The organism is Streptococcus oralis subsp. dentisani (genome assembly GCF_002860905.1).
In the GTDB taxonomy this organism is placed as follows: Bacteria; Bacillota; Bacilli; order Lactobacillales; family Streptococcaceae; genus Streptococcus; species Streptococcus oralis_BA.
Window position 1 is genome coordinate 421,665 of sequence record NZ_PKIG01000001.1, and the last position, 26,527, is coordinate 448,191.

The following is a 26,527-nucleotide window of genomic DNA, read 5'->3' on the forward strand; positions in this document are numbered from 1 at the left end:
GTTCGGTCATTTCGAGAAACCCTTCTCTTTTTTTGATTGTGCATCTGCTTTCAACTCCTGCTTGTGATCTTCGACAGCCTGCTTGCTCTGATCTTTAAACTTCTCCAGTTTTTGTTCAAAACTACGCTTCGTTTGTTTCTCCTGACTCAATCTTAATTGTTCCAATGCTTGATCCATCCGAACCATTAAACTTTTAGCTTCTTGTTGGACAATATCCAACTGTGCTTCTAAATCAGCAAGTGTTTCCTTATCAGCAGACCATCCAGATAGATAGTTAAAAGAGTACTCTGACGTATCAATACCATAGTATGAAGAAACAACATAAGCGACACTTTCAGCCTGGAGTTCAGCAGTGCTTCTAGTTTGATTTTCTTTTTGAGGATTATCTGCATGATGCAACTCTGCATGAGCCATCTCATGTAAGAAAGTTTTAATAATTTGGGCCTTGTTCATCTCATTACTACGCAAAACAATTTGATTTTCTGGGACAGAATAATATCCGTGCTTATTATTTTCCATCTCTTCAAATCGAACTGATACATCATTTTCTTTCGCAATAGCCATCAGGGCACGGTAAAGATTTGCATAGTCCAAATCAGTCAGCTGTTCTTTAACTTCTGCAGCTTTTGGCATCTCCTTTCCTTCTGTCTGACTAACATCAAAAACTGGTACTAAACCAAAGAATGTAACTGTTTCTGGTTTCCCGTTTTTATCCAATATTGGTTGGTTATTCTCATCCTTTTTGATCTTCGTCATAGGTTTAAAAATACGTAAAGCCTTCTCGCCCTTTTTTACATGACGGCCAAAGTTTTCTTTCCACTGTTTGAAAGAAGCTACTTGCCTTGCTTCAGGATTTTGTGCAAGAATTAAGCGTAAGTTGCGATTAGAATAATTATTTAGTTGACTCATTTTCGTTAGATAGTCTTTGTACTTATCTGAGTCCAGGAAGTCCTTAATTCCTTCTTTAAGATGACGGCTTAATCCTGCCATATCTTTATTTTGAATAAAATCTGCGACTGCAAGACTGCTAGTTGCTAAAACAACTTCTTCCGCTTTTAGCTCCTCGTCGGCATCTATTATTTCTTTCCGATTATTCTTAGTTTCATCTAATTCAGATTGAACCTTTTCTAAAGCTTTTTTATCTAATTTACTAGCATATTCTATATATTCTTCTGAGAATCTTTCATCCATCATCTCAGAAAGCGGGTATAGTTCAGATCCTACATCGTATCTTATACCGAATGTATAACTTTCTCCTTTTTCATTTTCAATATCAAAACTGGTTTTATAATATCCATTTCCTTCAGGTCTTAAACGCTCATTTTCAAAATATAGAGTTTCTATAAATTCTTCGTATGGTATTAGTTCATCTTCTTCAAACCTATCTCGAATAGCCTTGTTTTCACTCCAATTAAATCGAATGTATAGTCCTATATCTGTATTTTGAGTCAAATCTGCGACTGCAAGACTACCAGCTGCTAAAACCACTTCTTCCGCTTGTAGACTCTCCTCGACCTCTGGTTTAGAACCTGGTTTCGATCTAAAATCATACGGATTCGTTCCCTGAAGCAACTCCTCATCATCAGAAACACCGTCAGCATCCGCATCACGTTTCAACTCCTGCTTGTTGTGGACTTGTTCTTCTAGTTTGATTTCTTCCTCTTGTGTTTTTTCAAACTCATCTCGAATGTTTTCGATGGTTTGTTCAACTTTTTCTGATAAATCTTTAATCTCTTTTTGCCATTTTTCTACAAGAGCTACTTGTTCCATAGGTGAGTCCTTGACACCCAACTTCTCAAACCAAGCAGATAGATTTTCAACCTCAACACTATCCATTCCATCAAAAGAAATAAATCCTAGACGACTATCATGACTACTATCTGAAAAACCAATCGGACTATTTTCTAACACTCCATAAGGTACTTGGGATAAAAGCTGTTCTGCATAAGGAGTATCTTCCAAAGCGTAACTGAACTGCGAAATATCTAACTCATTCGCCAATCTCTCCAGATGATACGGAGTAAATATGTCCCCATCTATCTTCAGCAATTCTGGGTACTCTCTCATTTCTCGTGTACCAAGTCTTTCTTTATGAGCGATTGGGTTAATCTCATCCCCAATATAGTAACGGATGCCATCCTGGATCAGTTCACCATCAGGAGCATAGATACTAAACTGAATCTTAGTTGGAGCGATGTAGCCTTCTGGATGACCACCAGTCACTTGTTTTAGCCCTTCCTGATGTAACGGATAAAAGCTCTGGTTGGCCTTATATAGCTCCCTAGCGAAATCTTGATAAGATATCAGCTCGGTTTCTTTAAATGGCAATTTAGGCCCATCTGGTCGCTCCTCAGCCCATTGAAGGCGTACATGGTAGTTCTCCTTATAGATGTGGTCTTGTTCCCATTCTTTATAAAAATCTGAATTTGTATCTAGGAGATGATCTTCTCCAGCTGCAGCAACAATCTGATCAAATTTATCATTATGCTGCTTCGCATAGTCAAGATACTGATTCCAGGCTTGATGAAATTCCTCTGGAGTTTTTGAGATGTCACCTGGCACACCTAAATTATAGACAGTATCTAAGACTTGAGTAAACGTAGCCGAATCAAGTAGGGGTTTATTCAGTGTGTTCTCTGGAGTTGTTTGTTCAATTTCTTTAGAAACTTCTTCATACTGCTTATTCTTCAAAACTGACAGCATTTCTGCACCTTTGTCTTTAACATATTCTTCATTGATTGAAAGCTGCTCGATGTGACCATCTCGCTCTCTAAAGACACCTAAAATAATCTTTTCATCCAACGATTTAACATTAGTCGCAAGCTCTCCCTTGAGTTTTATAAGAGAGGCTGGAATTTTTTCATCTCCAATATCTTTAAAAAGTAGTAAGAAATCTTCATCTTTTGCTTTAATAGCTTCACTCATATTGAGATTGTGAAGCTTTTCAACACTGCTCAAATCATCTAAAACAAAAGAATGTGGATCTAAAATATCACGCAACATGGGAAGAACCTGCAATTTATCCTTGATTGCATTACTAATCAACATACCGTCATAATGCCCCTGACCATTGGCAATATCATCTAGGAAATTTGCTGCTCCCTTTCCCTCTTCAAAAGGTCTGATCCCTGAAAGATGGATAAAGTTATCCTTTTGAAAAGTCACCTGAAGCACATTCTTCTCTCCATGATCCGCATAAACAAAGCTGATCTTACTGTCAGCCAGTTCATTTAAATACCAGGACGCTGTACTTTGGATAGACGGCGCATATTGATTTAATCGTCTTAAATCCGCTGGTGTAATCGGATGATAATTCGCTATTCTCCGTTGCACTTTATCATAATTTGTGCTAAACTGTAAGTAAGGATAGGATGATGTCGGGTGACTGGTAACAGTTTGCTCAAAGGTACTTGTTTCAAGTACAGGTGAGGTACTGCCTTCAGCTTTAGGCTGTAAAGAACCCGTGCCACCACTGGTCCTATCATTCATTTGCTCCTGAGAACTCTCAGGAGCTTTTTCTGTGCTCTGAATTTGTTTTTTAGTCTCCCTACCATCTCCAAGAGGATTGGAAGGTTTTTCATAGGTCACTGTTTTGTCCGAATCAATGACCATTTGTTTTCCAGGTTCTACTGAAAAACCTATATTATTCCAGTTTTCCTTCAACCACGTTGCATCCTCAGGAGAAAGATGGCTGGTATCAGGAAAGTGGCTTGATGCTTGAATTTCCTCCGTCTGCTCCAGTTGTTTTTCCTGCTTCAGGATTTCATTCCAGTCTGTCTTCGCCTGGCCTTCACGTTTTGGTGGTCTTGCATCGACAACTGGGATTTTTTTCTCCCGTAGTTTCGTCATAAAGTCTGTACCTGCTTTATCACGATCAACTGCCAGCGTGATAAGATTATCATATTTGTGATCTTGGAAAAGTGTGGAAGTTTCCGCTGCAACAGATAAGAATCTTGAGGTACGTGCTAGCTCACTAGACTTGGTATAATCCCTTTCATCCATAGGAATATCCCCTCGCTCCTGTAAAATTTCAAGAACATAGTGGGATAATACTCCCTCTTTCAATCCTTCCATCGCAACCAGTCGAACATCGTTTAATTCGCCCTTATGAAGCTCATAATAGCTCATAAGGTCAATGGGTGCCTCCGTTACAATTAAACGTTTAGGAGACCCTATAGAAACGTTTAATCCGCTGATAGCTTCTGATTGATACATGATTTGTTTCAAGTATCCTTTGCCAGGATGACGTTCTTGATCAGGAACAAGTCCCTGAAGGCTCGCCCCTACCAGTTGCTGATTTCTGTCCAAGTATTTAAAAACCAAGACATCTTCTATAACACCATCTTTATCCTTACGTTTAGCTTGGGCTAATACTCCCTTTTCCAGGAAGAAGTCGATTGTATCATCAGAGAGACCTCTAATCTCCTTGAGATAGGTTCTCGCCTCCACAAATGGTTGCTCATAAGGTGCTAGTGTATAGTTGAAAGGTTTACGTTCTTCCTCTACTGGTTTTGCTTCAGGGAAGGAACCTGTCTCTAAGAATACCATGGCTTCCTTATAGCTGACATTTTGCATTTGCTGTACGAGATTGATAGTATCGCCAAAGAGGTTTTGAGAATACCAATGCCAGGTATTCTTCACAGTATCAATCTTAAATGAGTCATGCTCGGCCCAATAATACTCTCGATGCGACTTTCGCTTCATCTCCATTCCAAGGCTACGAGCTACTTCTAAAATATCCAGCGATTTTGCCAGTGCTTTTGTTAAAACCATCCTATTTCCTCCTCGACCAATTCCTTGAATAAAAGATAACCTTCAGAAGTTGCTTCTAGTTCATTAACAACTAATGGATCTTCCTGACTTGTTGTCACAAAAAGATGAGGAGCTAATTGATAAAAAGTCTCCTCATCTGCCTGTTTAAGTAGTTGCCAAATAGCATAACGTTCTGTGGCTAAATTTTCTAGCTTTAATGCTAGAACCTGCGAGATACTCTCCAGGTATCCTAATTGTGTTTTAGGTGTTTCCATCCTACTGTCCTTTCTGTATGTTAGGCCACGAATAATTCTTTTAGCTGCGGTGTCAAATCGTTGGCATATAAAAGCAAGCCATCGATGTCTGTTCCTTTTCGAGTGTATTCGTACCAGTTTTCTTTGTCTTCAGGAGAACTTGCAATCTCAGCCTTTCTAGGATGATCATAGACACTTGCTTTTTTATCTCTGAAGACATTCTGTTTAGAAATAAAGACCAATCCTTCTTCCACCCCAATTCTTGCGACTTCATCTGGAGTTAGAAGGGGACGGCCTTGAATTTGTTTATTTTCACTTGATGATCCATTCCGATAACTATGCGATTTTGAGGTGGATCGAGTACGTATAGTCTGTTTACCTGACCTTGTAGAATAGTATTCCATCGTATCCTTGTCATTTGTCCCTAAAAATAGGTGAGTAGCACAGTTATTAAAGATGGTCTTCCAATCGCTTTTATAAAGTGATTCTAGCTGATTGACAGCTTGGATGATAATCTTAATAGACATCTCACGACTACGAATAGAAGAGAGAACCTGGGCGAAGTTTGGAATACGGCCAATTTGTGCAAACTCATCGAAGATAAACTGAATGTGGCGAAGATTTTTTCTACTATAGCCAGGTACTTTCCCTTGCAAGATATCATCAGCCTTATGTGTGAGAACTTCAAATCCAATCGCAAACAAGATTGAGGAAAGAAAATTAAAGGCGTTATTGGTTTCAGGAATAGCAATAAAAACAGCTGTCTTTTTCGTATTCCAGGTATCCATTTCCATGGTATCCTCACTGATCAAGTTTCGTACATCTTCATGATCAAAGATAGAATAGCGAGAAGACAAAATAGCTACCACACTGTTTCTTGTCTCACCTCTAAAGTTTTGGAATAATTTCCACTGCTTATAAGCATAGTTGTTAGGTTGATGTTCGTTCAGTTCTTCAAACATTTGCTCAACAGGGCTTGGTACATCTGGGTCCTCTCGATACATATTTCTTAATAGATCCGCAACGTGACCCAGATTTGGCATATATAACTGGACTCCAGTTTCAGGATCCTTAGAGTCAAAATAGAGGTAACCAATCAATGCACGTTGCAGCATCAACTCTGCTTGAACCCAGAAGTCTTCTCCTGTATGCTCACTCTTCTTCGTTCCCTCAGTAATTGCTTCAGAGATACGATCAATATCTAGCTCAGACTTCATGTAATGAAAAGGATTAAACCGATCTGAATTCTTGAGTCGAATCAAATCAAAGATTTTAACAGCATAGCCAGCTTTCTCAAGCATCTTCCCAACTTCGTGTACCAGGTTTCCTTTAGGATCTGTCACAACAAAGTTTGAGTTCATCTGCATTAAATTTGGCAATACAAAAGTAAAGGTTTTACCGTCTCCTGGAAGACCAATGACAATCACATTTTTATTAAGCTGGACATTGTAGGCTAAGCGAAAGTTAAATAGGCCCATTTTAACCTGTTTTGAAAAAATCATATTCTTCTCAAAATCAACGTCTTCAAACCGTCTCATTTCCTTCAAAGTCGCAAAACGAGCACTACCTTGTTCTTCTCCTTGGCGATATAAATTCTTATCCATAGAAGCATAGACAAGCATTGGGAGGCCGAATCCAATCAGCCCTGCATATAAGGCTCCTGAATCAAAGAAAATACTAAAAGAGAAGCGTTCCCAGTGTTCTAGCAACCAACGAAGTCGCAACATTCCCATAAAAGGTACTGCTGCAGTCGAAAGTTGGTAGTAATGGTAAAAGGACTGGAAAATAACAAATGAAAATAGCCCCACCACCAAGTAGGGCCATATAGGTTTTCTAATCATCGTGCTTTCTCCTTTCCAATCTCCTTCGTAACTACTGGCATCATTCCCTTATAGACCTTATTTGTCTTATAGTAATTGATTTTATCTTCAGGAGTCATTTCATGTGGTTTCTTCAGCACCTTTTTCGCAAACTCTTCCAATTTTTCTGGACTTTTCGTGATGTCTGCTAACATCTCTTTGAGAGCCTTTTCTACCAAGGTACGATTTTTTGTTTCAAAGAAGAGATAGGTTGCACCATCTTTTTGATGATGAGTAAAACCTACCTTATACTCCTCCAGGTAATGCTTCAACTTAGCCAAGTGAACTTCACTATTTAATAACTTCTCGACATCTTTTTTTGATTTTGTGGTCATAAAGTCATTAAAACGTGTCTCCCCTTCAAAAGTTTGATTTGCGGCCTTATGTTGTTTCTTTTCATAATGGGCTTTTGCGAGGGCATACAGAGCTTGTATCGTCATCTCCAGGGTAATTTTTCCTTTTAACGCCAGAGAATGACTGACTTTTTCTTGATCCATGTAAGACCTCCTTTATTTAGGATAATTGGATAGTTCTGGCTTGGCAATAACCTGGAATCCGTAAGGTGCTGAAGGTTCTTCCTTTACAGTAACTACCAAGCGTTTCTGACTTCTGTTCTCACCGTCTTTCACGGCTACTACATAGGTTAGCTGATAAGTTGCTTCATCAACAATCGAGCTAGATTCCAAAATCACAGACTGCAGTTGACCTGCTTGTCTATCTAACGTTAATTGAGGAGCTACGAAATCAGCTATTTTCCCTTTATCAGAGTAAAAGGCTGGCAAAAAGTAACGAGAAAAGGCATCTAGTTCCCCTGTTTTTGACTGAATGGTTTTTAGATTTGAAAGTTCCTCGGATACGGCCGTGAGTTGCTTTTCTTGATGGTAAACTAGCGTAAGTGATAAGCCAGCAAGTGTCAGACTTCCTACTAGACCCAATAACACCAAAACTCTTCCTAAAAACGCCCCAAAAGAGCGCTTAGAAGAGGGGCGAGGTTTGGGAGTTTCATGTTTCATTGAAGAGGCTTCAGCTTTCTCTTCAGGAGTCTTCTCTAGATGTTTTGTTTTAGTCTGGCGCTTAAAGAAAGAGGATTTTGTTTCTTTTGGTGCAGCCTCCTGGTTATTCAACGTACCAGGCTTCAGGAAGAGGCTGTCTGCGATTCCCTCAAACGGCAAATAGACATCTTCTTGGTAAATCACTACATTCTTTTTATCCAATTCTTCTACCAATAAAACAGCCTCTGCCTCCTGATGTTTAACCTTGGCATTTTCTCGCTCCAGGGCTTGATACACAAGGTCTCGATTCTTATACGTTGTGGTCGTGTTTTGTGTCAGATTGGTCAGACGGTACATGTTTTTCAGCTCCTTTCAATTTTCCTTCAGCAAGAGCTGTTTCAATATCAGCCCAGGTTAAATTATGTTTAGCCAAGTAGTTTGACCGTTCCTCATGTTTGGCCAGAATGATTTGAGTTTCTAGATCCTTTAATTTCTCTTCTTCCTTCTTGGCCTTGGTCATATAATCAGCTAAGCGGTCTTCTGCTTTCTGTTTTTGTTTTTCCAAAGTTTCTAATTTTGTCATTCTTCCTTTTTCCCTTCTGTACTTTGTGTTTGGTTAGTGCTTGGTTTGTTTAATGATGGAATACTCGCCTTTTCGCTGGCGTTCAAGCTATCCACAATCAAAATGGGGTCAATATGATTTACCAGGTATTTCCCATCTTGCTTGCTGAAGCGAATCCGTATGGTTCTTGAAGAGCCTACGTTTGTTTGGGCGTTTGTATAATCATACTTCTTCTGTAACTGTGTCTGAGTGTATCTCACTTGAGCTAAGGCAACATTGTTTTCTTTATCGATGTAGATGGTTGAAGACTTCATCTGTGTATCCACTACATAGCCCTTGTAGGTTTGTACCGATGGTTCTTCTTCAGAGTTCACTTCCTGATTGTAAGCAGCTTCTGTCATATAGGGTAAATAGCGATTTCTATTTTCTCCAAGATCCTGCTTATTGAAGTAAGCCGTCAAAAATTCCTTTACATATTCTTGAGTTAGTTCGCTTCCCTCTGCTTTGGTTTCTTGTTGCGTGGATTCAGCTTCCTGTTTAGCTTTATTTTGCGCTGAGGTTGCTGCACCAATCCAGAATACGAGTCCCAGAACTAATACAGCTCCTATAAAAATTCCCCCTATTTTAAGGAGTTTTAATTTCTCCATATCTATCATTTTCATGATTTACCTTCTTTCTTTTTAATTCGGTGTCGCAAATGTATAGTAGTAAGCTGGATAGAGGACAGAAAAATGGACCTTATCCTGTACTCCTCGGACATTACATTCCGAAACAAGGAATGATCCGTCGGAGTTTACAGCTTCCACTATCGCAACATGCCCATATCCACCTGGTGTCCCACCAAATCCACCTAGAACTGACACAACAGCTCCTTTCGTTGGCGACGTGCTATACTTCCATCCCTTTGCGACCAGGCTTGTTACCCAATCCTGACCATTGCCAAGGTAACCATAGGATCCTGATAAGTCTGTAATTGTTCCTAGCTCGACTAAACGATTATACGCATACCAGGTACATTGACCAACTGGGTAGCCACTTCCTTGTTGTGTGGTCATAGAAGCCTGTGTAGGAGGGCGCTCAACTTTCGACTGATACTCTGCAGGGAAATCCCAGGAGGATGCTAAGGCACCGCCTCCTCTAACTTGTTGTGTAAGAAAGGCATGGATCTGTTTAGCATTATTTTGGCGCTCTATGACCTTGTCTCCAGAATTTCCTTCCCAGTTGACCAAAAAACGCTCTGTAAGTGTTGCTACGTCTTCTGTGCTAGTCAGAATTGATGTTAATTCAGTGACATAATAGGGACTATCTCCCTCTAACATAAAATCTAACTGCAGTTCTAAATCATACCACTTTTTATTCTTAGATTTTGCATAGTTTAATAATAGAGTATGTCTCGTAGAGCCATCCGCTGTATCTGTCCACTGTCCCAATCCTAAACCTCGATGAAGAATGTTTGGGTATCTCCCGTTATAAATAGCAGGTCCTGCTATAGCTAACCAGGACTCATCATCCCAGGAAGAAGAATCAGCCCCTACTGGTGGGCTAAGATAATCTCCTTCGGCACGTTTAGGATTGATATTACTTTCTGTTGCAAAGTTCCCAAGCATGGCTGCCAAACCATTATCTGTTAGCGCTGGGAGCTTTTGCTTCAAGTAGTCTTTTATCGCTCGTGATTTTTGCCCCAAATCGCCATCAAGTGTAGTAATGACTGAGGTTGTCTGATTGTACGTGACAGATTGAAAGTAAAAGCCTGGATTGACTGATGTCCACTTTTCTTTCTTATCCTTTGTCTCTTTTTCCTCCAGTTTTTGATACTGAATGACTTGGTAACCATTTGTCGTTACCTTTCCAACCTCGTCTCCAGCTTTGACCTGGTCACCATCAGAAACACGGACATTTCCTACCTCTTCATAAGTAAAGATAGCTTTATCAGTTTTTATTGATACAGTAGTATCATCTGTCACACTGACTTTACCATCAATAGGAGCTCTTATAGCTTGCCCTGTGGAAGCTTTCAGTTGTGTTTTTTCATAAATTTCACTCTTAGAGGTATAACCAAACCGCTTCAGGATAACTAAAGGGGCTTGATAAGAAGGATCGTCCTCCTGGTAAAAAGGGTTAGCTAGTTCTTGATAAGAGGGGTATCGACCAACCTCTTTAGTCAACTCCTCTAGCTCTTTATACTCTTCTAGCTCGCTATCACTCAACTTAGTCCACTTTAAATCTGACGAGGGACCATATAAGTCAACCATCTTTTTCAAGTTGTGAGGATCATCATTCAAATGATTCCAAAGATCATTCAAGGCATCGGAATAGTGATTAAAACCTAACGCCCCAGCCCATTCACCACCAGTCCCCTCATTCCAGTTACTTTCTGGTTTCCAATCGCTACCGTAGCGAAAGTTCATGAAAAAAATCATGTCATCGATGTTTGTCCAATAGTCTACCTTATCATTGGACTTCTCTCGATCTCGTTTACTGATTTGAAGCCAGGATTTGTTCAAGTCAAATTCATTTTGTTGGACTGGACCACTTCCTCCAAAAACAGACATAAATATCCCAAATACTGCAAAGATGAGGAACATTAAGAAATAGGACTTGACAGCTAAAGGATTAGATAAGATGGAACGCAGGGGCTTTGTCGCAACCTTCAAAACCTTTCCTGTCCCTCTTGACACCTTCCCAAACTTTGAACGTGCAAGTCGCTTTCTGGCCTGTTTCATTTTTTGGCTGAGTTTTCCTTCCCAGGAGAACTCTTTTGGTGTCCGAGTATATCCTCGCCCTCTGATGAAATTATAGCTCCTATTGAGTTGTCCATAGCTGTGCTTGATTGAATACTTGGATAATTTACCTACAGCATTTAACGCTCTTTTAGAGGCGTTTACCTGGTACTTAAATTGACGAATATTTTGCCTCGCCTGAACCCAGTCTCCAAGAATCTCATTATCTCTGACCGTCTTCTCAACGTCGTGTCTCACTTTCATTCGGGCGCTTTGTTTTGCACGTTTCTTCAGTCGGTTAGGAATATAACTGTCATCAGCCTTTTTAGCTCGTTTATAGAGCGTTGTGGCAATTTGTTTTTCCAACTTTGCTCGATCACGTTGTTGCTTAAAGAAAAGACCCCTAGCTGTTGCTTGAGGTCCTTTATGTAGTTTATAATTTTTGTTCGCTAAGCGATAATTCTTCTTAGCTTCTTTAAATGCAACTTTTGAGTCTAAACGTGCTTCTTTAGGAGCTTTTTTATTATTGAGGGATGATCCTTCTTTGATTCTCCTCTTACGCTCCTGTTTTAATTGATTGGGATCACTTTCAAACAAAAGAAATCACCTCTCTTTCTATTTTTTAACTATCCGTCGCAACCAATTGATACAGTTTAGTATCTTTAGGGATAGGATTTTCAAATGGAACAATCGTATCTCCAGCCACAATCAAACCTGTACCTTTTGCTTTTGGTCGCAAGACAAATCGCTCCAGCGAAGGCGTAAGAGGGATGACCTGCTCCAGGGCTTCTAGGTCTGTCCGTTTCAGCTTCAGGAGGGCTAGAAATTCACAGTTTGCAACTAGCTTTCTACCTTCCTCTGTAGATAAAACAGTCTCTGGGTTTTGTGTAATCCCTGTTGGAATAGCCCCGTACTTACGAATACGTGAGTATAGTTCTGTAAAGAAGGTTGCTTGCAGCTTATTTTTAAAGTATAGCTGCAACTCATCAAAGTACAACCATGTAATAGCTTTTCCTTGATTATTGACTACCTGGTTCCAGATGAAGTCCTGAATCACCAGGAGGGCGAATGGCTTCAATTTACCACTCAACTGCTTGAGATTGAAGATAATAAAGCGACTATTCATATTGACATTTGTAGGGTGAGCAAAGATATCGTTTGAACCGACAGTATAAGGTTCTGCCTTCAGCGCCAGCTCCTTGGCTACATCTTCAGGTTGACGTTCTAAAACTGATTGCCAATCCTTAAATGTTGGTTTTTCAAATTCCTCATAAGTCTTTCTCGTTACACGGTCAATCATCGCAAATTCATCGTCTGATACTTCAGAGAATATATTCTCAAACAAGGTTGATAAGAGGTTTGATTTTTGGCCAATCGGGTCACTATCTTCTGCCTGCAGTTTATCCTTATCAGGAAGATCCAACAAGTTAAAGTGATGTTGCGACCCAGGAGCGATTGTGATAATTTCTGCACCCAATTCTCGACCAATACCAGTGTACTCATCTTCAGGATCGACGATAATAATATTATCTTCAGGGTAACGTAGAGTTGTAGGAATAATCTCTCCTCCTTTAGCAAGAACAGACTTTCCTGATCCTGAAGTCCCAAAGATACAACCTGAACCTGTATTCAAGTCTTTCTTACGGTCAACTGTGATAGCGTTCTTAGATAGCTGATTCTGGCCATAATAAATTGCACGTGGACTGCTAGATCGAAGATCTACGTTAGTAAATGGGACTTGTGTGGCCAAGTTACTAGTAGTCATATCTCTCATAAAACGGCGTTTTACGTTGATAAATGGAATCCCAATCGGTAGAATCGTATTCAAGGATTCTTCCTGGTACAAGTAACACTTATCCAGTTCTACCGTATTCTTACGGACAGATCGTTGAACCTGCTCTGTGTAGATATTCAACTCTTCCAGAGTGTCAGCCATGAAGAAAATCGTCATCACACCTGAAAACATTTTTTGGTCATTGTCCTGGAGTTCTTCAGTCCATTTCTCTGTTTCACGAGATGTCTCCACAGCCTTCCCACCAACGGCCAGGTCACTTCCATATCCTTCTTTTGCTGCAGCCTTCTGACTTTTGATCATTTCCCTGCGTACACTTGACTTAACTGTCTTGATTTTCTTCAGGGCATCTGCAGTATCATAGGGCTTCGCATGCAGACTGATAGCCAATTCAATTCCTGTATCCAGGATATTCTTGATCAGTTTGTCATTCAAGAAGGTAGGATATTGTCTAACATACATCACCCTTGCGAAACAATCATCAATTTTCATATGATCTTTTTCAAACTTCAGATAGTTTGGAGCTACAAAGTCCCTGGTAGATAATCCAGAAATAGCGATGTCTTCATAGTTAAAATCAATAAAACCTTCTCGCCTCAAGAGTTTTCGGAAGATAAGAAGACGATCTAATCCCTCTAACTCCTTAAAGGAGATTCCTAAGCCACTGTATTGACTTTCAATCACGCTGGCTGTATCATCTAGGATTCTTCTAGCTTGATGATCCTGGTCTGTTTGGGTAGTAATCGTCAGATATTTTTCCACCTTGAAGGTATTTTGTTCCTGAGAGAAACGATCATTGATCATCGCATTGTACTCTTTACGATAATCGTCATATCCATCCCCAACCAAATCATAGCGGATAGAAGATAAGCTATTGCTTTCTACTCGACGATTCAAGATCAAGAGCTGCATATCATTGTCAATATCCAGCGAATTAAAAATATCAGCGCTTGTTTCAATGATATCAATTCGCTCATCATCTGTTGCAGTAATATAGCTGGTATCACCTAGGCGATAGGTCTTTGAAAATTGATCATTTGTAATTTTCATGAGCCCATCAGGCATCAACCATTGATAATTAAGACTATTCTGTGTAGATGCCGTCATGGTACGTCTTAAACGTTTGGCCCGTTCCCGTTCTTCCTTAGAGAGTTTCGGGGTTTTCTTTCGGCCGAATAAATTCATTTCTTGTATATTCCTTTCTGTCATAATCTGTCTGATAAGAGCGTTCCTGCTTAGTCAAAAGGAAACGAACTTCATCTTTAATTTTTTCATCAATATAGCACCCGAAAATAACAAAAGGCGCTAATAATAAAATATCAACGCCATAAAGGATTATATCAGGTGCCTTCAGCCAATAGAGGATGGTGGTGACAACTACTGTCAATGCGATACCAAATAGTAGCACTAACTGTCTCAGTGTCATATACCCTAAAACTGGCCTTTCGTAGCTATCTAAAGCCTTTAAAAATTCACTGCCTAAACGTGTCATTCTATTCCTTTCATTAAAAAAACAGCCATAATGGCTGCCTTATACTTTTAAGTGTTAGAAATTGCAAAAGTTCCAAATATTGCTCCTACTGCGCACACTATTAAAGTTGCTATAATTATCGGACTTAATAGAGCTTTCGAAATTGAAGTAATTAAAAAGAAATTAACCACTGAAACTATGACGATAATAAACCAAATAAAATTTTTGATTGTTTCTATTTTATAACTAGACTTATTTATCACTGAATAAACTATAGGTATCATAAAACCGATAATAATCAACACAATACCAAATAGTAAATAGTTCCAAGAGGAATTATCCTTATATGACATAACATGTGAAGCAATCGTCACATCTTTCCGAGTTATCATTTTATCAATATCAAAATGATGTGTTAGTTGCTTATTCAAATTACCAAGACTGATATTAAACCAAATGGTAACTATTGCGTAGATTAACTCTACTGCAATATAAGGTGTATAAGGGCTTTCTAATACTTCAAAAAATCGATTTCTATACAAGTTCGTCTCCTATATTCAGGTATGATGTTCTTCTATGTAACGTTTTAAAATGAGATACCGTCTTAATACCAACGAGTAACTAAAATTATAAACTAAAATAGTCAAAAATAACAAAACTATAAACAGTGTTATAATGATACTCAGTAATACACTTTCGTTCAATTCCTTGGTAGGTACGCCTGTTAGAGGTGAGAATAAAATCGCAAGAAGGCGTTTCAAATCATCCGAAAAAATAATCGTTAATACGAGACCTACCAACAATTTCCAGCTACGAGAAGCTCTCTCTTTTTTTATTTCCAGCTCTGTCAATTCTGCTAACAATGACTCTTTTGACTGCTTTTTATAGTAATTCAAGGCTTCCTTGTATCGGCGTTCATGCCGTTTCGTCCACCTTTCATAATAATTTTTTATAGTAGATCTCATAGGATTATTATACTCCTTTCAATCATCACTCATTCTCCTTTTATTATACCATATCCTAGTTCACCTGCATGATATTCTTGGCCATACGTTGGCTGCCAAAGAGTATGACAATGTAAATAATTCCTTTAGCTATCGCAACTAACGCAGTTATAAAAGCTCCAGTTTTCTCAACTGTCAAGAGATCATTCGTGACAATAGCTGGGTAAAGCATGATCACAACCACTAAAATCAAGCCCTGAAGGACAGCAGCAGCATAGAGCTTAAAGAAACCGAGGCAGATCGGACGTAAGCTATCCACCATGTAACAAGCGACAATAATTTTAGCGATTCCCTTATACGTGTAAAGTGTAAAAGAGCGCAACAAGATCAACAACTTAGTCGATATCTGACCGACAAAATCAACAACCCCATAAATAATCTTAAAGAACCATTTTTCCATAGCACCTAAGCCTTTAAAATCTGGTGCCTCAGAACTGAAAGGATCTGTAGCATTTTTAGCTACTAACTTAATGATAACATTGAACAACCATGACAAGGCATCAAAAATTGCATCCACATAGAGGATAAAAAAGAGTGCAATAGCATACTTGAGGATTTCTTCAATCCAAAGCTGAAAAGACAGCTCTCCACCATTGCTTTTAAGATGCTGGTGCCAGTTCATGAGGTTGATCCCCATAAAAAGGAGAAGAAGCAAAATGGCTACCTTCTCCATCGAACCCGAAATAGTTTCCATCAATTCATAAGCTGTCACATTATAGTCCTTCAGACTCATGGTTAGTTGATCAAGTGTGGATTGGTTCATGAAACCACCTCCTCTTTCTTCATCATCCTAACCAAGAGATTGAAGACCTGTTGCCAAAGCTGTAAAGAGGGCTTTTAGGACGGCACCAAGAAGAGCGCCTAAAATCAAACTTTGAATCCCTTTATCCTTCTTGTCATCCAATTCACGTTTGATTCCTACTGCTAAGTCCCAGGCACCCCAAGCGGCCCAACCAATACCGATAATCCCACCGATATTCCCAATTTTGTTAATAAAATCTACAACTGCATCCATTATTTTTTTCTCACTTTCTTTTATAAAAAAGGTACTAAGAAAGATTCCTAGTACCTACTTTGTTTATTTAATACTATATTTCATCCTCTGGACGAAAGGTTAGAGAGAGGGCTGTAATTACAGCTAAGACAACGATGATGGTCGTTTCCCACCAGTGATAGATTGGAACACCTTCAGGCAATACCCAGTTAGTATACCAGGTTTCTATTTCGGATGGAATAGTACCTTCTTTTGTCAGAAATGCCCAATAGCATACTACTAAAAATGAAACTACAATCTTAAACACAAACCAACCAATTGCTGTCGCAATCAAGCTCTTAATCAGATTAAAGATAAAGAGGAGAAACATGAGTGGAGTCGCAACCATCAAAACGGCAGCTCTCGCAATCACACTCGGTAGGTTCTTTACTCCTGACCAGAGGGCTTTTCCTAGCCAACGCAGGCCTTTTTTCCACTTCTTCTCTTCTTCAGGTTTGGTTACTTCTGATTTTGTTTTAGTTGGGGTATAGTATCTGTATCCACTTCTAGTCACATGTGCATCCATTTTCGTGTCCTTTCTCATCTCTCTTCCCCCTCTTTTTTATGGCTTCATTATACCATAGATGAGGGGGAATTTCTAGATGTTCTATTTTTTATACTTACGAAGACCTGCAAGACTCAATAATCCCAAAATCATTCCCACAACTGGAAGCATGCTTGCTGCTGATCCTGTATTTGGCAAACTCGTTTCTTGTTTTTTGTTCCAAGAATAGTTATAAGAAACAGGTAATTGAGTATTTACAGTTTTAGTTTGTGCTACATAAGACACAAGTTTACCTGTTTCATCATAAACTTCTAAAGGTGTCTCTCCAGCATTCAGAATTGCTTGTTTCTGTGCTTCAAGGTCAGCTAAACGTTTAGCTTCTACTTGTGCGCTATACAAGGCAAAGAGTTTGTCATAGGCGTCTTGGTCGATTTTTTGCTCTTGCAACAACTTATCAAGGATAGCTTGTGCTTCTTTCAAGGCAGTTGCTTTCTCTTTAAGAGTAGCTTTTTTTTGAGCAAGGGCTTTCTTAGCTTTAACTAAGTTAGGCTCTGCATTGAGCAAGTTTTCAAGGTCAGCCTTGGCTTGTTCAAGAGTTTTAGTTGCTTGTGCTACTTTCTCTTTAGATAGCGCCAGATTTTTCTCGGCGATCTTGATTAGAGTTTTCAACTCTTCCAACTTAGCTTTCTTAGTTGCTAGGTTGTTTTTAGCGTTAGTAAGGGCAGTTTGCTTATTAGCAAGTTCTTGTTTCGCTTTATCAAGGTTTTGTTGCTTGATTTTAACATCAGCAGTCAAGGCCTCTAGTGCTTTTTTAGCATTTTCTAAGCGCTTGTTCGCACTAGCGAGCGTGTCTTTTGCATTTGCAAGATTGCGTTCAGCAGTCGGTGTTTTAAGCGGTGTCGCTTTAAGAGTATTCAAGCGTTTCTCAATAGTCGCTTGTTTCGCTTTAGCTTTGACATTCTCTGTTGTGGCACTTGTTTTCTCACGTTGCGCCTTAGAGTTTTCAGTCTGAGCATTTAATAGAGTAGCTTTAGCAGTATTGTAGGCTTTTACAATGTTTTCTGCTGATTTAGCGTTAGGTATTTCAGTCTTATCTAGCTTGTTGCCAGATACATCTTTATCTGATACAGACAAGAAATGAGCGCTAGTTCGTCCAGTTCCACTAGACAGTCCTAATGCAAAATACTCTTTGTTTGCCCCTTGGCTAGTCAATCCTGTAATACTTTGAGCATGTAACCACTCCCAACCATTAAATAGAAGAGAATTAAGACTTTGATAAATCCATCTTTTTGCATCATCCATATTCTCAACTTCAGTACCACTATTGATACTATTCAAATTTTCTAAAGTTTGTCCAGATTCATCATCAATAGCAGGTAAGCCATATTCACGTGCAATCCGATTGATAAGTTTGTTATGATGCCCTGCTCCAAATTCCCAATTATCTGCCACATATCCAGCAGTAATTTTGTCTGAAACATCAATCATTCCCTTAGTTACTACTGTTTTTGGAGTTCCAAAACGTTCACGAACTTGGTTTATTAGACCACTTGCAAAATTTGAAAGTTCTATCTTTTGCTCATCTGTCAAATGATTAACATTTACAGCAATCGTTTTATCACTAGAATTAGATTTGAAATTGTTTAAATCAACATTAGATTGATTTACTTTTTTCAAATTTTCTCTAGCTTTTTCATCATGCTCGTCCCACTTAGTAGGTTCATCCAAAATGCTATAAGGATTATTTACATAGGATTTCAAGGCATTAACATATTCATCAGTAACTTGGAAAGTGTTAATTGATTTGTAGTCACTCTCTGACTTAACAAACGTATCTTGCGCTTTTTCAAGATTGGCCTTGGTCTGTTCTGCTTTACTGGTTGCATTCGTCAAGACTGTTTGAGTGCTTGCTACGGTGTCAGTAGCTTGTGTCAACTCTTTCTGAGTGCTTGAAATATCATCAGCAAGTTCCTTATCATCAGCCTTGGCTTGCGTCAAAGAATTTTCAGCGTTTGATACACTAGTTTGCGCTTGTGCTTGCGCTTTTTCAGCGTTATCCTTTTCAGCGATAACTTGTGCTTGTCCTGTACCGTCAAGGATTGCTTGTGCGTTATTTACGTTAGTCTGAGCGTCTTTGACCTCAGTTTCAGCACTTTCTACCTTGTCCTCAGACTTCTTAACCACTTTTTCTTGGTCTGCTGCTACTTGTTTAGCTTTGTCAAGGTCATTCTTAGCATTTTTTTCTTGCTTTTCAGCATTACCCTTACCAGTTTCAGCATTGGCAACTTCTTGCTTTTGCTTTTCAATGTTTTCTGGTGTAGCTTCGTCCTTGATTTCTTGCGCCTTATCTACTTCAGACTGAGCATTATCCTTTTCGGTCTGTGCTTGGTCTTTTTCAGTCTGCGCTTGGTTTTTCTTAGCTTGTGCTTCTTCTACTTTCTTAGTAGATTTATCAAGTTTGTCCTTTGCTTCGTCAACTTGACCTTTTGTGACTTCCTTTTTGACTTCTGGTTTTGTTTCTTCCTTAGAAACAGTTTGGTCGGTAGTTGTTGGCGCTACTGTTGTTACTTCTTCTGCGTGTACGTTCGTAACTCCTAAACCTAGAGCAAGGGCTGATGCTACTCCAACTGTTAGTTGTACAGTTTTTTTCATTTTATTTTCCTATCTACTTTTAAAAAAAGGTGGCAGTTCCTGTTACTCTACCACCTTTGCAGCGCACTAATCTATTTTATTCCACTTCTTTCTTACGCTTCAAACCAACTAGTGCTAGCATAGACAAGATACCAGTACCAACGAATCCAAGCATACTAGAAGCTGTTCCAGTATTCGGTAAAGCTGGTTTTTTCGGTTCTTGTGGTTTAGGTTGTTCAGGAGTATGAGTTGTTACCTTCGCTACCATTTCTTGACCGTTCACAATGTTCACGAATTTGTTTTCAATTTCTCCACTTGCGATACGTTCAACTTCGATATAGAAATCAGCGTCAAACGTACCTTTAACACCTAGAGAGTTCAAGAAATCTTTGTCAATAGTGTAAGCCCACTTACCGTCTTTTTCGTTCCATGTTACTTTAACAATTTTCTTGATAAAGTCTGAGTTTGTGCTTTGGTTGAACTCAAATTGGAACGCATAAGAGCTACCTTTAGCAATCTTGTCTCCTGCCTTAACCACTTTACCGTCAGACAAGACTACATCATAAGGCAATGTAAGCTCTTTTTCTGCAACGTATTCTTTACCACGAATGACACCAGACCAATTACCTGTGTATCTGTCATGCTTCAAGTCAAGCATATCAATACCGTCATATTGGTAAAGTGTATCGTGTTTAGAAGGCACGGTTACTCCGTCAAGAAGATAACGTAGGTATTCGCCAATTTGAATTTCTTGACCGTCACGAACCTTAGAGTTATCTTTGTGATCCAAAGCGTGTTTTTCAGGTTTCAAGTCAGGAACTTGAACAGTTACCAAGTTAGAAATAAAGGCATTTCCAAAGTCAATTTGATGGAAATCGTTTTTCACAATTTTGCCTTTTTCTACCAACAAACGAGCAGGAAGCTCAATCGTGATATTCTTAATTGGTTTCACATAGTTTTTATAGAATGAAGCAGAATCTTTCGCTACCCAAAGGTAGAACTCGCCTTTAGGATTCAAACCAGCTTCTTTCAAAATACTTTGGATTTCTTTTGTACGTTGTTTCTCAGAAAGAATATGGTACATATTAAAGAGCGCTTTAACGTCTTTACCAGTAGAATCCTTCATAGTGATTTTGCTGTCATCTACCATGTAAGCACCATCTTGAACATCATCTGCCATAGCCCATGTTTTACCATAAGTCTTAGAATCAGCAGTAAATGTTGAATATGGCTTGTAGTCAGTTGTCAAACTGAATTTCACATTTTTATCAAATGTGTTTGCACCATTGATATTATTTGCGTAGTTATCTGTAATAGCCTTCTTAGGTTTTGGAGTTGAAGGAGTAACACGCAAGCGTGAATAGTTCACTTTTACAGTTGGAACAACAGGCATTTCAGGGATTTTCTTCTTCTCTGGAGGAGTTGGTGCTGGGGGAGTTGGAAGTGTTGTACGAGGCACAAACTCTTTTGGTTTTTCCAATTTAGGCTTAGGAATTTCTTTAGTATCCTTTTGCTTCAATTCAGGCTTAACAGGAGGATTAGTTAAAATAGTAACAGGAACAGTTGCACTCGCTTTACCAAAGATACCAACAGCCCAACCGTCTTTATAGAAAATGTCCTTGTCTGCTAGGCTCTTACCACCATTTTGTCTGATTACTTCTGCTCGTTTTCCGTCAATTTCTTCTTCACTATGAACCCCTTGCCCATTATGGTAAGCAAAGTTTAAAGTAGAACCGTATCCTACAGAAAGAAGCGAACCAAGTGGAATATCACTTTCATCACCTACATTAGCATAATACAAATCACCTTTTTTAACCCCCATTGAAGGATGATCACTTTCATAAGCCAATTTATGTTCGCCCTTGTAGTATTCTTTACCATCACGAGTGATTTTCTTAACTTCTGAACCGCTAGGGTTAAGGACAATGCCTTCTGAACCGTCTTGATAAGTAAATCGCAATTCTTGGCCGTAGTCAATGTCATTGAAAGTAGTTGCAATCGCAGTCACAGCGTTCTTATTTGTTTTTTCATAAAACAAATCAATTTTTGTATCAAATTGAACTAGGTTTCCGTAAAGAAAGTTGATAGAACCACTTCCATTGTCTTTGCGAATATAGATTCTTGTATCACTTAATGGTTTCCCATTTTTAACCCACTCAGCTTCTGCGCTATTGAAAGTAAACTTAGCAGAAATTTTCTTCCCATCTTTACTTTCAGCAACATTATGAAGCGTGAATGAATCGCCTGCTTTTGGATTTACGATTTCAGCAAAATAGTCAGGATTTTTCGCAAGTAGGTTCGCACGACTTCCACTAATGGTTGTGTCAGAGTGCAATCCAATATAGTCTTTTACAGCAGTTAAACCGTCAACACCTTCAAATGAAGCTGTTAAGCTACTGTAGTACCCCACACTACCACGTTTGCTATTGTCATAATCGCCATAAAGCGTGATATGAGGTTTTTCAGCTTTTACGCCCTTCTTAGCTAGTTCTTCTTTTTCTTTGTTGTACTTAGCAAGATCGCTTTCATATTTTGCTTGTTTTTTGTCATAATCGGCTTTTAAATCAGCATTGTCCTTTTCAACCTTTTCATTGTAGGCTTTTTGGTCTGCTACGTTTTTGTTGTAGGTAGCTTCTTTTGTAGCGTTGTCCTTTGCGATACGCTCATTTTCAGTTTTGGTTTCAGCTTCTTTTTTAGCATTGTCAGCAAGAATAGCTTTATTTTCAGCTTCAATACGTTTGACTTCTGCTTTATGATCCGTTACAGCTTTGTCATACGCTTCTTGTTTATCCTTGTTTTCTTTTTCAATTACTTCACGTTCTTTAGTAGTTTTATCTACCTTAGAAGAATAATTATCAGTCACGGCTTTGACTTCTTTTTCCTGTTTCGCATAATCAGCTTCAATTTCTTTTTGCTTTTCTGCGACTGTTTCAGAGGTTGCAACACCTTTGTCCTGAACAGCTCCAACTTCAACCTTTACACCTGCGTCTTTAGCTTCTGCTACAGCTTTGTCAAGATTTTCATGTGAGATCGGAACTTCTACTTCTGTTTTCTTTTCTACAGCAACAGGTGTAGTAGGTTTTACTTCATCAGCCGATACAGTACCATTAAACGCCATACCTAACATAGCAAGCGCCAAGATTACTCCACAAGCTCCTGCAACTTTTGTTTTACGGATTGAACCATAAGTCTTATATTCATTTGATTTTAACATTTTTCTTTTCTCCTTTAATTAAAATACTTGTTTCTTGTAAAAATAACTCACTGCTGTAAGCAATAAGCCGCCGATTGCACCCAGAATGCTTTCTGCTGTCCCTGTATTTGGGAGTGTTTTGAGCTTGCCATCTTTGTCAGTAACAGAGATAGTCTTATCTTCGTTAACTGTTCCGCCAACTTCTTCTGGAGCCACTACAGAACCATCCGAAAGGACTACGTTACCATTTTGAGTGCTGACAATTGCAACTCCTGTATTTGTTTCAACAGGATCTTTTATCACATCGTGAACCACCTGTCCTGTTGAGCTTGAAGTAGTTCCAATTTGTGACTTACCTTGCTGGTTCGCTTGATCAGTTGTTTTTGGCTTTTCAGCTGGGACTCCAAGGCTACCTGCATTATCCTTGTCCTGTGGCTTGTCTGAAGATGCTGGTTTATCTGTTGTCACTCCGTCAAGACTTCCTGCGTTGTCTTTGTCTTGTGGTTTATCTGATGGTGTTGGTACACCATCAAGGCTACCTGCATTATCCTTGTCCTGTGGCTGATCAGAAGTTGCTGGTTTATCTGTTGATACCCCGTCAAGACTTCCTGCGTTGTCTTTGTCTTGTACACTTGGCGTTGTTGGGTCAACTGGAGTAACTGAAGGCTCTGTTGGCTGAGTTGCTGGTGCCTCTGTTTCTGTTGAAGCGCTAGGTGTTGTTGGCGTAACAACTTCTGTCGCTGGAGCAGAAGAATCAATTGGTGCAAGCTCGTCTGCTGATACATAACCAGCTTGTGCAAGTGCGATAGTTGAAAGTGCTAGTGCAGCTAATACATTTTTCTTGTTCATTTTGATTTTTCCTTTTCTTTATTTAGTTTGGCGATTATAACCTCTTCCAGTTAAACGAAGTTCCATTCCTGATGGTGTCTTAACTTTTCGAGCTATAACTTGAGCATCTCTCTTAATAGTGCGAATTTGATCATAAACCTTTTTATAAGGCAAATGAAATTCAACATCCCTTAAAAGACCGTCTACGTATCCTTTAGCCTGTTTGACTGCATAGTCTGGCTTCAGGATAAGGTCTGTGCCGTCCTCTAAACGAGCCGTCGCACCTCCTTGTTTTCCTAAAACTTTTAAGTCCTTTAGGCTGACCGTTATTTCATCTATCATAGATTTCTCCTTGAAGTTGAAAGGCGAAATTTACGCCGTGCTGTGTAAAAACGTATTTTTACATCGGTATTTTATACGCTGGGTTTATAGTCTAGTAACCCTTACTCCTTCAGCTTATGACAGTTGTCATGCTTTTTCGTTCAGTGGCTGGACTAGATATCCTTTTCTAGTTTGCTACTCGCCCCCGTTTCTTTTTTATCCATAGCCACGCTGTATCAGGGCAAGCCTTGTATTCAGTTTTCAAAGGTCTGTAGTTTAATGACTTCTCGGTCAATATAGATTTAACTTTACTAGGTTTAGTCCGATTCTGATCCTAACAGGTATTCAATGGTTACCCCAAAGTATTCTGCTACTTTTTTAGCATTTTCAAGACTTATCTGACTATATCCTGTTTCCCAGTTCGATATGGTGTTACGAAATACTCCTATCTGATCAGCCAAGGCTTGCTGAGACAGTCTAGACTGCTTTCGTAATTCTTTAATACGATTTTGTGTTTGTTTCCTCACATCTACTTGTCTCCTTCATCATTTGGACTTGATAGTATTTCATCATCCAGCAAAGAAGCATTATCCACTTCCTTTATAACTTTGCCAATAGTACAACCAAAGAGCAATAATAAACCGATGACGAATATAATCATTAACCCTAGCTTAAACAATCCCATGAAATCAATCCTCTTTCTTTTTTCGGTAAATCAAAAACAGCTTTAGGAACCATGTAGATTTTCTCCTTCGGGTTACGACCTATCGTTAGCACTTTACCATCAATTGGTCTAAATTCATCTTTTAACATGTTTCAACTCCCTTAGACAATTCTGATAAATAGCTATTGAGTTTCGTCTCCGACAGTTTATCTGGATAATAGTATGCAATCAGACTAGGGCACTCATCAGGGAATTTTCTAGCGTGCTCACTTTGTCCTGATAGTTCCAGGAAACCATGTTCTTTTTCGATAAGCAGTGCCATTTTCCAGAAGCGAATCATCATTTTGTAGAAGTAGGCTGGGACATTCTGGATTGATTTTCCTTCAGCCTCTCCTGTTTTAATTTTGAAAATCAATTTATCAAGCTCACGTTCAAGATCTTGCAGCCAAACCTCTCCATAAATTTCCTGATCAGCTAAGAGGTTGTTGTAATTCTTCTCAACTTGGCGTTTTGCTTGATAGATTTTATTTTCAAGAATTTTTGCCTCTTTTCCAAACAAACTGAGTTTCTGAACTAGTTGAGGAGAAAGAAAACCATGTTGTCCCATTTTGAATGCTTCAGAAATTGATAATTCAGATAAAGATGACTCGCCCTCGTATCGATTAGTATCGTAATCTCTTTTATCATTCTTAATTAGATTATTATTACTTGGTTCGGTATTTCCGAGTTCCTGATTTCGGCTTTGGCGAGTTCTTGATTTCGGTATTTCCGAGTTCTTGATTTCGGTATTTCCGAGTTCATAGATTTCCCAAGGACTTGGAGCTATTTCAAAAGACATCTTCAATAATTCTGGATCTGAAACTACATTTTTCGGATACAATCTATTAGGCTGTTTCATGCCTTGACGTTCCTCATCAAGCAAGTGATATTTAATCAATTCTTTCTTCAACTTGATAATTTTATCCTTCCCGTAACCAGTATCTTGACATAGTTCATTATTCGGATAGATGACATATACATCACCATTTTTATCCACAAAATTTCCAGTATCTTTAGCGGTTTGAAGTGATAATTTCAAGCGATCATTGATTAACATGTAGACAAATTTTGCTTCAGCACATAATTTTTGATAATAAGTTGTTCCAACCAAGACTTTAGGAAGCTGATAATGAATCTCTGTAGCTTGAATTTGAATTAAACTTTTTCTTCCATATGCCATAAATCAATACCCCACCTGGAATGAGTTCAGATTACACGCAAGCTGATTTTGTGGTGTGAAAGTAATCATCTTTTGTCTTTCTAACAGTGAAATAACTACATCTGCTTCATGGCTTGTCAACTGTCTCAAAGACATTATTTCTTGAATTAACTCCTGTCTTGTCATATGTGTGTCCTTTCTACATACTGGTTTATTCTATGGTATTACCTTTAAAAGATAATATCGGAGTGTATTCCCCGCCTTCAGGATAATGATATCGAATAATACTGTTGTAACATTCTAAAGACTTGATAACATCTTTATCTGAAATGGTAATAAAAACACAATCATCCTTTTCCTTAAATATTAATGCTTTGAAAAATTTTTCAGCTTTGAAATTATTTTCTAAAACCGTAAATTCTATAGCCTGTATCCAAAAATTATAGAAACAGTTATCCAAATCCTCGAAAATATCACTAATATCTGGTATATAGTAGTAACTCTTATCTCTAAATAACTTCCTGAAATGACTAAAATGTTTTTCATCGGCCATAAGATCCCAAATTCCACATAGATAGGAGGTGTTGGTTTCAAAATAGCGAGCGAGAATAGTAAGATCATCACCCATAATATCTCTACCTAAAACGTACATTTCTAGAGAACCTTTTTTAATTCCTGTTTCTTGACTGACTTGTTTTATTGTTTTATGTTTTTTAACCATTAAAAGTTTTAAACGATTTTGGAGCAC

Annotated in this window: 24 protein-coding genes; all 24 read right to left on the minus strand. The window is 38.7% G+C overall.

Annotated elements, in window-relative coordinates; genetic code table 11:
- Positions 1-6 precede the first annotated feature (6 nt).
- Positions 7-4,773 (minus strand): PBECR4 domain-containing protein, encoded by a 4,767-nt coding sequence (locus CYK16_RS02045; RefSeq protein ID WP_101776583.1) that lies wholly within the window; start codon positions 4,771-4,773, stop codon positions 7-9.
- Positions 4,764-5,027, minus strand: a complete 264-nt coding sequence (locus CYK16_RS02050; RefSeq protein WP_101776584.1) for a hypothetical protein — start codon at positions 5,025-5,027, stop codon at positions 4,764-4,766. Before CYK16_RS02050 ends, CYK16_RS02045 begins: the two co-directional genes overlap by 10 nt.
- Before the next feature lie 20 nt (positions 5,028-5,047).
- On the minus strand, positions 5,048-6,847 hold the full coding sequence (locus CYK16_RS02055; RefSeq protein WP_101776585.1) for a VirD4-like conjugal transfer protein, CD1115 family: 1,800 nt from the start codon (positions 6,845-6,847) through the stop codon (positions 5,048-5,050).
- Positions 6,844-7,362 (minus strand): hypothetical protein, encoded by a 519-nt coding sequence (locus CYK16_RS02060; RefSeq protein WP_101776586.1) that lies wholly within the window; start codon positions 7,360-7,362, stop codon positions 6,844-6,846. Before CYK16_RS02060 ends, CYK16_RS02055 begins: the two co-directional genes overlap by 4 nt.
- Before the next feature lie 12 nt (positions 7,363-7,374).
- Complete coding sequence (locus tag CYK16_RS02065) at positions 7,375-8,214, minus strand: hypothetical protein (RefSeq protein WP_101776587.1); 840 nt, start codon at positions 8,212-8,214, stop codon at positions 7,375-7,377.
- Positions 8,168-8,440: a type III restriction endonuclease gene (locus tag CYK16_RS02070; protein WP_101776588.1), complete on the minus strand. Its 273-nt coding sequence runs from the start codon at positions 8,438-8,440 to the stop codon at positions 8,168-8,170. Before CYK16_RS02070 ends, CYK16_RS02065 begins: the two co-directional genes overlap by 47 nt.
- Positions 8,437-9,081, minus strand: coding sequence for a hypothetical protein (locus CYK16_RS02075; protein WP_101776589.1), 645 nt, complete (start codon positions 9,079-9,081; stop codon positions 8,437-8,439). The genes CYK16_RS02070 and CYK16_RS02075 overlap by 4 nt, the downstream gene beginning before the upstream one ends.
- An 18-nt stretch (positions 9,082-9,099) precedes the next feature.
- A complete protein-coding gene (locus CYK16_RS02080) occupies positions 9,100-11,736 on the minus strand; it encodes a phage tail tip lysozyme (protein WP_101776590.1) in 2,637 nt (878 codons plus the stop codon).
- A gap of 25 nt (positions 11,737-11,761) precedes the next feature.
- Positions 11,762-14,116, minus strand: coding sequence for a VirB4-like conjugal transfer ATPase, CD1110 family (locus tag CYK16_RS02085; protein ID WP_101776591.1), 2,355 nt, complete (start codon positions 14,114-14,116; stop codon positions 11,762-11,764).
- Positions 14,076-14,423 carry a PrgI family protein gene (locus CYK16_RS02090; RefSeq protein ID WP_006155160.1) on the minus strand — a complete coding sequence of 116 codons (348 nt, stop codon included), beginning with the start codon at positions 14,421-14,423 and terminating at the stop codon, positions 14,076-14,078. The genes CYK16_RS02085 and CYK16_RS02090 overlap by 41 nt, the downstream gene beginning before the upstream one ends.
- A 47-nt stretch (positions 14,424-14,470) precedes the next feature.
- Entirely contained in the window at positions 14,471-14,944 is a 474-nt protein-coding gene (locus CYK16_RS02095; protein ID WP_101776592.1) for a hypothetical protein, read from the minus strand.
- 15 nt (positions 14,945-14,959) lie between these two features.
- Complete coding sequence (locus CYK16_RS02100) at positions 14,960-15,367, minus strand: hypothetical protein (RefSeq protein WP_101776593.1); 408 nt, start codon at positions 15,365-15,367, stop codon at positions 14,960-14,962.
- A 55-nt stretch (positions 15,368-15,422) separates the two neighbouring features.
- Positions 15,423-16,169, minus strand: a complete 747-nt coding sequence (locus CYK16_RS02105; RefSeq protein ID WP_101776594.1) for a hypothetical protein — start codon at positions 16,167-16,169, stop codon at positions 15,423-15,425.
- 27 nt (positions 16,170-16,196) lie between these two features.
- Entirely contained in the window at positions 16,197-16,421 is a 225-nt protein-coding gene (locus CYK16_RS02110) for a hypothetical protein (RefSeq protein ID WP_000340303.1), read from the minus strand.
- Between the two features lie 73 nt (positions 16,422-16,494).
- Entirely contained in the window at positions 16,495-16,983 is a 489-nt protein-coding gene (locus CYK16_RS02115) for a hypothetical protein (RefSeq protein ID WP_101776595.1), read from the minus strand.
- Positions 16,984-17,046: 63 nt separating this feature from the next.
- Positions 17,047-19,596 carry an SEC10/PgrA surface exclusion domain-containing protein gene (locus CYK16_RS02120; RefSeq protein ID WP_101776596.1) on the minus strand — a complete coding sequence of 850 codons (2,550 nt, stop codon included), beginning with the start codon at positions 19,594-19,596 and terminating at the stop codon, positions 17,047-17,049.
- Between the two features lie 76 nt (positions 19,597-19,672).
- On the minus strand, positions 19,673-22,789 hold the full coding sequence (locus CYK16_RS02125; protein ID WP_101776597.1) for an SspB-related isopeptide-forming adhesin: 3,117 nt from the start codon (positions 22,787-22,789) through the stop codon (positions 19,673-19,675).
- A gap of 18 nt (positions 22,790-22,807) precedes the next feature.
- Entirely contained in the window at positions 22,808-23,617 is an 810-nt protein-coding gene (locus tag CYK16_RS02130) for an LPXTG cell wall anchor domain-containing protein (protein WP_101776598.1), read from the minus strand.
- A gap of 18 nt (positions 23,618-23,635) precedes the next feature.
- Positions 23,636-23,938 (minus strand): hypothetical protein, encoded by a 303-nt coding sequence (locus CYK16_RS02135; RefSeq protein WP_006155216.1) that lies wholly within the window; start codon positions 23,936-23,938, stop codon positions 23,636-23,638.
- A 296-nt stretch (positions 23,939-24,234) separates the two neighbouring features.
- A complete protein-coding gene (locus CYK16_RS02140; protein WP_101776599.1) occupies positions 24,235-24,444 on the minus strand; it encodes a helix-turn-helix transcriptional regulator in 210 nt (69 codons plus the stop codon).
- A gap of 2 nt (positions 24,445-24,446) precedes the next feature.
- Positions 24,447-24,602 carry a hypothetical protein gene (locus CYK16_RS10680; RefSeq protein ID WP_000522391.1) on the minus strand — a complete coding sequence of 52 codons (156 nt, stop codon included), beginning with the start codon at positions 24,600-24,602 and terminating at the stop codon, positions 24,447-24,449.
- Complete coding sequence (locus tag CYK16_RS10685; protein ID WP_180948731.1) at positions 24,584-24,730, minus strand: hypothetical protein; 147 nt, start codon at positions 24,728-24,730, stop codon at positions 24,584-24,586. The genes CYK16_RS10680 and CYK16_RS10685 overlap by 19 nt, the downstream gene beginning before the upstream one ends.
- On the minus strand, positions 24,724-25,800 hold the full coding sequence (locus CYK16_RS02145) for a replication initiator protein A (protein ID WP_101776600.1): 1,077 nt from the start codon (positions 25,798-25,800) through the stop codon (positions 24,724-24,726). The genes CYK16_RS10685 and CYK16_RS02145 overlap by 7 nt, the downstream gene beginning before the upstream one ends.
- Before the next feature lie 190 nt (positions 25,801-25,990).
- Positions 25,991-26,500: an XRE family transcriptional regulator gene (locus CYK16_RS02155; protein WP_257960378.1), complete on the minus strand. Its 510-nt coding sequence runs from the start codon at positions 26,498-26,500 to the stop codon at positions 25,991-25,993.
- Positions 26,501-26,527 lie beyond the last annotated feature (27 nt).

Bases quoted from the DNA above. Each gene is read 5' to 3' on its own strand.
- CYK16_RS02120 (WP_101776596.1), bottom strand. From the start codon at position 19,596: ATGAAAAAAACTGTACAACTAACAGTTGGAGTAGCATCAGCCCTTGCT.
- CYK16_RS02125 (WP_101776597.1), bottom strand. From the start codon at position 22,789: ATGTTAAAATCAAATGAATATAAGACTTATGGTTCAATCCGTAAAACA.
- CYK16_RS02130 (WP_101776598.1), bottom strand. From the start codon at position 23,617: ATGAACAAGAAAAATGTATTAGCTGCACTAGCACTTTCAACTATCGCA.
- CYK16_RS10685 (WP_180948731.1), bottom strand. From the start codon at position 24,730: ATGTTAAAAGATGAATTTAGACCAATTGATGGTAAAGTGCTAACGATA.
- CYK16_RS02135 (WP_006155216.1), bottom strand. From the start codon at position 23,938: ATGATAGATGAAATAACGGTCAGCCTAAAGGACTTAAAAGTTTTAGGA.
- CYK16_RS02155 (WP_257960378.1), bottom strand. From the start codon at position 26,500: ATGGTTAAAAAACATAAAACAATAAAACAAGTCAGTCAAGAAACAGGA.
- CYK16_RS02060 (WP_101776586.1), bottom strand. From the start codon at position 7,362: ATGGATCAAGAAAAAGTCAGTCATTCTCTGGCGTTAAAAGGAAAAATT.
- CYK16_RS02065 (WP_101776587.1), bottom strand. From the start codon at position 8,214: ATGTACCGTCTGACCAATCTGACACAAAACACGACCACAACGTATAAG.
- CYK16_RS02090 (WP_006155160.1), bottom strand. From the start codon at position 14,423: ATGACACGTTTAGGCAGTGAATTTTTAAAGGCTTTAGATAGCTACGAA.
- CYK16_RS02055 (WP_101776585.1), bottom strand. From the start codon at position 6,847: ATGATTAGAAAACCTATATGGCCCTACTTGGTGGTGGGGCTATTTTCA.
- CYK16_RS02050 (WP_101776584.1), bottom strand. From the start codon at position 5,027: ATGGAAACACCTAAAACACAATTAGGATACCTGGAGAGTATCTCGCAG.
- CYK16_RS02110 (WP_000340303.1), bottom strand. From the start codon at position 16,421: ATGGATGCAGTTGTAGATTTTATTAACAAAATTGGGAATATCGGTGGG.
- CYK16_RS02045 (WP_101776583.1), bottom strand. From the start codon at position 4,773: ATGGTTTTAACAAAAGCACTGGCAAAATCGCTGGATATTTTAGAAGTA.
- CYK16_RS02115 (WP_101776595.1), bottom strand. From the start codon at position 16,983: ATGAGAAAGGACACGAAAATGGATGCACATGTGACTAGAAGTGGATAC.
- CYK16_RS02075 (WP_101776589.1), bottom strand. From the start codon at position 9,081: ATGAAAATGATAGATATGGAGAAATTAAAACTCCTTAAAATAGGGGGA.
- CYK16_RS02070 (WP_101776588.1), bottom strand. From the start codon at position 8,440: ATGACAAAATTAGAAACTTTGGAAAAACAAAAACAGAAAGCAGAAGAC.
- CYK16_RS02085 (WP_101776591.1), bottom strand. From the start codon at position 14,116: ATGAATTTATTCGGCCGAAAGAAAACCCCGAAACTCTCTAAGGAAGAA.
- CYK16_RS10680 (WP_000522391.1), bottom strand. From the start codon at position 24,602: ATGGGATTGTTTAAGCTAGGGTTAATGATTATATTCGTCATCGGTTTA.
- CYK16_RS02145 (WP_101776600.1), bottom strand. From the start codon at position 25,800: ATGGCATATGGAAGAAAAAGTTTAATTCAAATTCAAGCTACAGAGATT.
- CYK16_RS02100 (WP_101776593.1), bottom strand. From the start codon at position 15,367: ATGAGATCTACTATAAAAAATTATTATGAAAGGTGGACGAAACGGCAT.
- CYK16_RS02105 (WP_101776594.1), bottom strand. From the start codon at position 16,169: ATGAACCAATCCACACTTGATCAACTAACCATGAGTCTGAAGGACTAT.